The sequence below is a fragment of the Sandarakinorhabdus oryzae genome, assembly GCF_009733735.1.
Classification (GTDB): Bacteria; Pseudomonadota; Alphaproteobacteria; order Sphingomonadales; family Sphingomonadaceae; genus Sandarakinorhabdus; species Sandarakinorhabdus oryzae.
Genome location: NZ_WNJP01000007.1, coordinates 33,209 through 39,290 on the forward strand (window position 1 = coordinate 33,209; position 6,082 = coordinate 39,290).

The window sequence follows — 6,082 nt, forward strand, 5'->3', positions numbered from 1 at the left end:
GCCCCGACGGTCAAGAGGCGATCAGGGGCGGGCTTCAAGCACCATGTTGAACGGGCCTTCGGTGGCGCGACGGACATGGCCGAAGCCGGCGCCTTTCAATACCTCGGTCAGTTTCGCTTCGCCGGCCTGGGCACCCAGCGCTTCGCCGACTTCCTGGGCCAGCGACGTGGGCACACAGATCATTGTCGAGGCGTTGTAGTAGAGCCGGCTCACCGGGTTGCCGACGGCATCAGCCGGCTTGTCCGGGGCGATCGGTTCCACCAGCATCCAGCGGCCATCGGGCTTGAGCATGGTCTTGATATGCGCCGCGCAGCCGCGCGGATCGCCCATGTCGTGCAGGCAATCGAACATGGTGACGAGATCGAAATCCCGATCCTTTATGTCCTTGGCGGCCATGGTTTCAAAGCGCACCCGATCGGCGATGCCATGGGCGGCGGCGTGGGCATTGGCCTGCTCGATTGAGGGGCCGTGGAAATCATAGCCGATGAACTGGCTGTTGGGGAACGCCTGCGCCATCAGCAGCGTGGAAAAGCCGACGCCGCAGCCGATATCGGCCACGCGCACGCCGCGTTCCAGCGCCGGCACCATGCCGTCGAGCGACGGCAGCCAGGCCTGGACGATGGCATTGACATAGCCGGGCCGGAAGAAGGCACCGACGGCGCAGAACAGGCAGCCCGCACTTTCCCCCCAGGCAACGCCGTGGCCGGTGTGGAAGGCGGCCTCCACCTTGGGCTGGCCTTCCACCATCGCGGCGGCGAGATCGAAGGCGCCGGCAAGATAGACCGGGCTGTCCTCAACGTGAAAAACCATTGCCTGTTCGGGCGTGAGGTAAAAACCACCCGCGGCATCAAGGCTGATATAGCCATTGCAGGCCTGCGCCATCGCCCATTCCTGCACATAGCGCGACGCCAGGCCGGTGTGGGCAGCGAGCGCCGCTGCGGTGAGCGGGCCGGCTTCGGCCAAGGCCTTGAACAGCCCCAATTTGTAACCGATGCGCACGGTGGGGACGCTGAACGCCCCGCCCAGATCGCCCAGCATTTTGCCGACAAGCATGTTCAGCTTGTCCATATCAAGATCGGCCATGTTCGCCACCCCCCGGTGCCCCGGAGCAGGAAAATACCGCTGCCGGAAATATTATGCCTAAACTTGGCTGGTCACAAGTCAAGGCTGCACCGGATAATGGTGACCACAAAAGCTTGTTTTACAATCAGAACAGGCTGAATTGATCGTTGGGCGGACGGAACTGGCTGCAATCGAGCGTGAAGCTGTCGCGGCTGAGGCCGTGCGCGGCGCAGGCCTTGTGGAATCGCTGGCGCATCAGCGTGGCATAGGCGCCTTGGGGCTGGAAGCGCGCGAAGAAGCGCGGGTCATTGTCCTTGCCGCCGCGCATGTCGGCAATGTGGTGCATCACCCGGGCAGCGCGATCAGGGAAGTGGGTGGCCAGCCAGTCGCGAAACAACGGCGCCACCTCGTGCGGCAGGCGCACCGGGATGGAATAGGCGCCCACGGCACCGGCGTTTGCGGCGGCTTCGACAATCGCTTCGATCTCGTGATCATTGATGGCCGGGATCATTGGCGACAGCGAGACATAGACCGGCAGGCCAGCGGCGCTGAGGGCGCGGATGGCGGCAATCCGGCGCGGCGGGGTGGCGGCCCGCGGTTCCATCAGGCGGGCGAGGCGGGGATCGAGCGTCGTCACGCTGATCATCACGGCAGCGAGATTGCGGGCGGCCATGGCGGCCAGCAGGTCGAGATCGCGGCAGACCCGATCGCTCTTGGTGGTGATGGTGACGGGGTGGTGGCAGGCGTTCAGCACATCCAGGATCTGCCTTGTGATCGTCCATTCGCGCTCGATGGGCTGATAGGGATCGGTGTTGGTGCCCAGCGCGATGGGCTGGCACTGGTAGCCGCGTTTGGCGAGTTCGGCCTTCAGCAGCGCTGGCGCATCCGGCTTGGCAAACAGCCTGCTTTCGAAATCGAGGCCAGGTGACAGATCGTGAAAGGCGTGGGTGGGACGGGCAAAGCAATAGACGCAGCCATGCTCACAGCCGCGATAGGCATTGATCGAGCGATCGAACGGCACATCAGGCGACTGGTTGCGGGTGATGATGGTGCGCGCGCGTTCCACCGTCACCGTGGTGCGCAGCGGTGGCGGCGCGCAGTCAATCGTGGTGGCCGCATCCAGCCAGTCGCCATCGGCCTCGCGTGCCGCGAGCCCGAACCGGACCGGTGTGGCGTTCAGCGTGGCGCCGCGGCCTTTTGGCGGGGGAGGCGTGGCCATGACACCAGCATAGCCGGAACATGGGAACAGAAAAAGAACAAAATGCCCTTGTCAGGCGGCGACCTGGCCCAGCGCCAACGCCTCGCGGGTCAAGACTTCGGTGCGCAGGGCGCGGGCATCGGCAAGGGCGTTGTGGGGCCGGGCGCTCATGCTGGCGGTGTCGAAACCAGGCAGGTTGAGCAGATCGAAGCGCACCTGTGGCACGATGCGGCGGCCGCGGAAGGCGAGGAGAGCGGCAGCGTGGGCAATATCCTCTGGCCAGTCGGCGACCAGAACTGGGGCGGCATCGCCGAGCAGATAGGCTGTGAGTGCTGCCACCACATCGGCCCGGCTTTGCGGAGCAGCGCCCAGGTGGGGCATCACATGCTCTTCCACCCAGCGCATCGGGCGGTGGCAGGGCAGCACGGCATAGAAATCGCCATGGCCTTCCACTTCGGGCACCAGCGCGATCGAGATCAGCGGGCCGTCGAAGCCATTGAATTCGCAATCGAGGAAATAGCGCACGGCTCAGCGCTCCCGCAGGCGGGGCAGGAGCTCGACGAAATTGCACGGCCGGTGCCGGGCGTCGAGCTGGCTGGCAAGGATGCCGTCCCAGCCGTCCTTCACGGCGCCGGTCGAGCCGGGCAGGCAAAAGATATAGGTGCCGCGCGCCAGGCCGGCGCAGGCGCGGGACTGGATGGTGGAGGTGCCGATGGTCTGGAAGCTGAGCCAGCGGAACAATTCGCCAAAGCCGGGGATCTGTTTTTCCGTCACCTGGTCCAACGCTTCTGGAGTGACATCGCGGCCGGTGACCCCGGTGCCGCCGGTGGTGATGATGACATCGATGGCGGGATCATCGATCCAGGCGTTCAGCTGCGCCACCAGCGCCGGCACCTCGTCGCGGATGATGGCGCGGGCGGCGAGATGGTGGCCGGCGCCGGTCAGCCGGGCAACCAGCGTGTCCCCCGATGTGTCATTCTCCGGCACGCGGGTGTCACTCACCGTCGCGACAGCGATGTGCAGGGGCACGAAAGAAAGCGACTCATCAATGGGCATGGAAGAAGCTAAACTGTTCCTTGCCGGTTTGTCATGGTGGCAGAACAGCGAAGGGCAGGGGTCAAGACGATGGCACGCGTGATGGCCTTGATTTGTGTGGCGGATCGCGACCGGGCGCGGGCCTTTTATCGCGACACGCTGGGCCCGGTCTTTGATATCGGCGCGCCGGCCATTGATCCCTTTGGCGATCAATTTCCCTGCGGCGACGGCTTTATCCGGCTGACCACGATCCCCGACTGGGAACCGGGCAAATATCCGGTGCTCGGCTGGCAAGTGGACGACGCCGCCGCCACTGTGGCCGGACTGAAAGCGCGCGGGGTCGAGATGCTGATCTATCCCGGCTTTGGCCAGGACGCGGCTGGTATCTGGAATGCGCCCGACGGCGGGTCTCGCATCGCCTGGTTCAACGACAGCGAAGGCAATCTGCTCAGCCTGGCCCAGCAGCGCTGACGGCGGGTGTGGGCCGGCTTGCGGGCGGCGCGTGTTCCTTTTATGTTCTGGTCAGATCTGATCGGGAGGGACGAATGATAAACGCCGGTGGGTGCCATTGCGGCGCCGTGCGCTATGAGGTGGAGGGGCCGCCGCAGCATGTGGCGCTGTGCCATTGCCAGGATTGCCGCAAGAGTGCCGGTGCGCCGCTGGTGGCGTGGGCGGCCTTTGCCGAAGCGAATTTCCGGCTGACCAGGGGTGAGCCGGTGGCGTTCAACTCGTCGGGCCAGGCCTGGCGGCATTTCTGCCCGCGCTGCGGATCGGGCCTCTATTATCGCAATGCCGATTATCTGCCCGGCATCGTTGATGTGCAGGCCGCCACGCTCGACGATCCGGACGCGTTTCCGGCCAGTGGCCATATCCAGGTCGCCGAGCGCATCAGCTGGATGGCGACAGCGCACGAATTGCCGACGTTCGATCGCTTCCCCGAATAAGGCGCTTACTTGCCGCCGGCGACGGCGCGATCGTCGGTGGACCAGGTTTCCGGGGTGAAGCTGCCCGGTTCCGGGCGTGGCCGGATCGGGAGTGGCTCGCGCTTCACCGCCAGCTGCCCACCCAGGCCAGGCAGGCGCGGCCACAGGCCCTGCGCAATGGCATCGAGCGAGGCGGGGGACTGGCCGTCGCGCAGTTCGTACATCCACAGGTTCCTGAGCACGATTTCGACATAGTGCCGGGTTTCGCGATAGGGGATGGATTCGATGAACAGCAGCGGGTCGCCCTGGTCATCCAGCGTGCGGTTCCAGGTCTGCACGGCACCCGGCCCGGCGTTGTAGGCCGCGATCACCTTGGGCAGCAGGCCGGCGGTGAGGCCCATGCGGCCCAGTACCTCGAGATAGGTCTGGCCCAGCTCGAAATTATAGGCGGGATCGGCCATGTCGCCCTGGCCCAGCGGTCCCTGCAGCAGATCCGGATTTTCCCGCGCGATGCGGGCCGCCACCAGCGCGCGCGTGTCGGGCATCAATTGCATCAGCCCCTTGGCGCCGACCCGGCTGGTGGCGCTGGTGGCAAAGGCCGATTCCTGCAGGGCATGGGCAAAGGCCAGCGCGCGCGGCACCCGCCAGCCGCGATAGGGCACCCAATCGGGGGCGGGGTAGCGAGCGGACAGCGGCGCTTCCAGGCCAACGGGCGGCTTGGTGGCGAGGCTATATTGCGTTGCTGGCAAATCGAGCCGGGCCGCAAGACGCAGGATGGCAGGATAGGCATCGGCCGGCGCGGTCGCTGCCAGGTGGCGCAACTCGCGATCCGCGAGGCCCAATTGGCCGATTTCGACCAGCGCTGCAGCGCGGCGAGCGCCGGCGACATCCTTGAGATAATTCCAGTCCGCCGTGATGAAATCGGGTTCGCGCCAATCCAGGCCCTGATCCACCCCCAAGGTGCGGCGGGCGAGCAGGCCATAGAAACTCGCCACTGACGTCGCGGCCTGCCCAAGTCGCGCCGTGCGCTTGGCCTCGTCACCGGCAAGGCCCCAGCTGCGCCCGGCCCAGAAGGCGGCGGCAGCGCGGGTGTCGTCGCGGCCCATGGTGACCAGATCGAACGCCTCCGCCGCGTCACGCCAGCGGCCGAGGCGGAAGGCGGCAAGGCCAGCGGTCCACCCGCCGTCGGATGCGCCCTGGCCCAGCCCGGCCGCAGCCTCCAGTCCCATCCGCCAGGCCGCAAGATCATCGCCCATCCGGTAATGGTTCCAGGCGATGCGCGCCGCGAGATCGGCACGGGCGAAGGGCGAGAGTTGCGGCGCCTGCGCCAGCCACAGCCGCTCCGCCTCGTCGTTGCGGTCAGCGGCGAGCAGCGGCTTCAGCCGGGCTGCGAGTTCGCTGTCGGCCGGCAGGCTGGCGGTGCGGAAGCCGGGCCCACTGGCGGTCTTGAACGGGCGGGCTTCGGGCAGCAGCGGCAGCGGCGACGTGTCGGCGCCCGGCAGCGCTTCGGCAATGCGGGCAACCTTGGCCGACAGCGGCAAATCGGGATTGGCGCTGAGCCAGGTGACCAGGTCTGCTCGCGTCTGCCGGCTGCCATTTCGCGCCACGATCAGCGCGGCGCGAGCCGTTTCGCTGAGCAGGCTGGCGGGGAGCGCATTCAGCGCGGCTTCGGCCTGGGTCAGCCGGCCGGCATCGAGATCGAGGAAGATCTGCCGGAACGCCGCGCGCTCGGCATCGGTCAATTGCGGCGGCACCATGCGCTGGCGCGGCGTGATGCCGGTGCGCTCGGCCGTCACCGTCTGCATGGGTTGCGCGGCCGGCGGCAGCGGCGTGATCGGGGGCGGGGTGGGCGGCACTGGCGGCT

General features: G+C 66.8%; 7 protein-coding genes. 2 read left to right on the plus strand and 5 right to left on the minus strand.

Annotated features, from left to right (window positions below; all coding sequences use genetic code 11):
• Positions 1 to 21 precede the first annotated feature (21 nt).
• From GJ693_RS01770 to moaB, 4 genes are all read right to left on the minus strand, one after another.
• The gene (locus GJ693_RS01770; protein WP_156254620.1) at positions 22 to 1,083 is read right to left on the minus strand and encodes a class I SAM-dependent methyltransferase; all 1,062 of its coding nucleotides are present in this window, start codon (positions 1,081 to 1,083) and stop codon (positions 22 to 24) included.
• A 124-nt stretch (positions 1,084 to 1,207) separates the two neighbouring features.
• The gene (locus GJ693_RS01775; protein WP_156254621.1) at positions 1,208 to 2,281 is read right to left on the minus strand and encodes a PA0069 family radical SAM protein; all 1,074 of its coding nucleotides are present in this window, start codon (positions 2,279 to 2,281) and stop codon (positions 1,208 to 1,210) included.
• A gap of 51 nt (positions 2,282 to 2,332) precedes the next feature.
• Positions 2,333 to 2,785, minus strand: a complete 453-nt coding sequence (locus GJ693_RS01780) for a hypothetical protein (RefSeq protein WP_156254622.1) — start codon at positions 2,783 to 2,785, stop codon at positions 2,333 to 2,335.
• Positions 2,786 to 2,788: 3 nt separating this feature from the next.
• The gene (gene moaB, locus GJ693_RS01785) at positions 2,789 to 3,316 is read right to left on the minus strand and encodes a molybdenum cofactor biosynthesis protein B (protein WP_156254623.1); all 528 of its coding nucleotides are present in this window, start codon (positions 3,314 to 3,316) and stop codon (positions 2,789 to 2,791) included.
• 81 nt (positions 3,317 to 3,397) lie between these two features.
• On the opposite strand from moaB, the gene GJ693_RS01790 reads away from it, so the two are divergent.
• Both GJ693_RS01790 and GJ693_RS01795 read left to right on the plus strand, forming a co-directional pair.
• Positions 3,398 to 3,766, plus strand: coding sequence for a VOC family protein (locus GJ693_RS01790; RefSeq protein WP_156254624.1), 369 nt, complete (start codon positions 3,398 to 3,400; stop codon positions 3,764 to 3,766).
• 74 nt (positions 3,767 to 3,840) lie between these two features.
• A complete protein-coding gene (locus tag GJ693_RS01795; RefSeq protein ID WP_197041878.1) occupies positions 3,841 to 4,239 on the plus strand; it encodes a GFA family protein in 399 nt (132 codons plus the stop codon).
• A 5-nt stretch (positions 4,240 to 4,244) separates the two neighbouring features.
• On the opposite strand, the gene GJ693_RS01800 is transcribed toward GJ693_RS01795, so the two are convergent.
• Positions 4,245 to 6,082: lytic transglycosylase domain-containing protein (locus GJ693_RS01800; protein ID WP_207789945.1), on the minus strand; the 1,838-nt coding region annotated here is incomplete at its 5' end.

What these genes read in the sequence shown, in the direction of transcription:
- GJ693_RS01770 (WP_156254620.1), bottom strand. Translation starts at nt 1,083, where the DNA reads ATGGCCGATCTTGATATGGACAAGCTGAACATGCTTGTCGGCAAAATG.
- GJ693_RS01775 (WP_156254621.1), bottom strand. Translation starts at nt 2,281, where the DNA reads ATGGCCACGCCTCCCCCGCCAAAAGGCCGCGGCGCCACGCTGAACGCC.
- moaB (WP_156254623.1), bottom strand. Translation starts at nt 3,316, where the DNA reads ATGCCCATTGATGAGTCGCTTTCTTTCGTGCCCCTGCACATCGCTGTC.
- GJ693_RS01790 (WP_156254624.1), top strand. Translation starts at nt 3,398, where the DNA reads ATGGCCTTGATTTGTGTGGCGGATCGCGACCGGGCGCGGGCCTTTTAT.
- GJ693_RS01795 (WP_197041878.1), top strand. Translation starts at nt 3,841, where the DNA reads ATGATAAACGCCGGTGGGTGCCATTGCGGCGCCGTGCGCTATGAGGTG.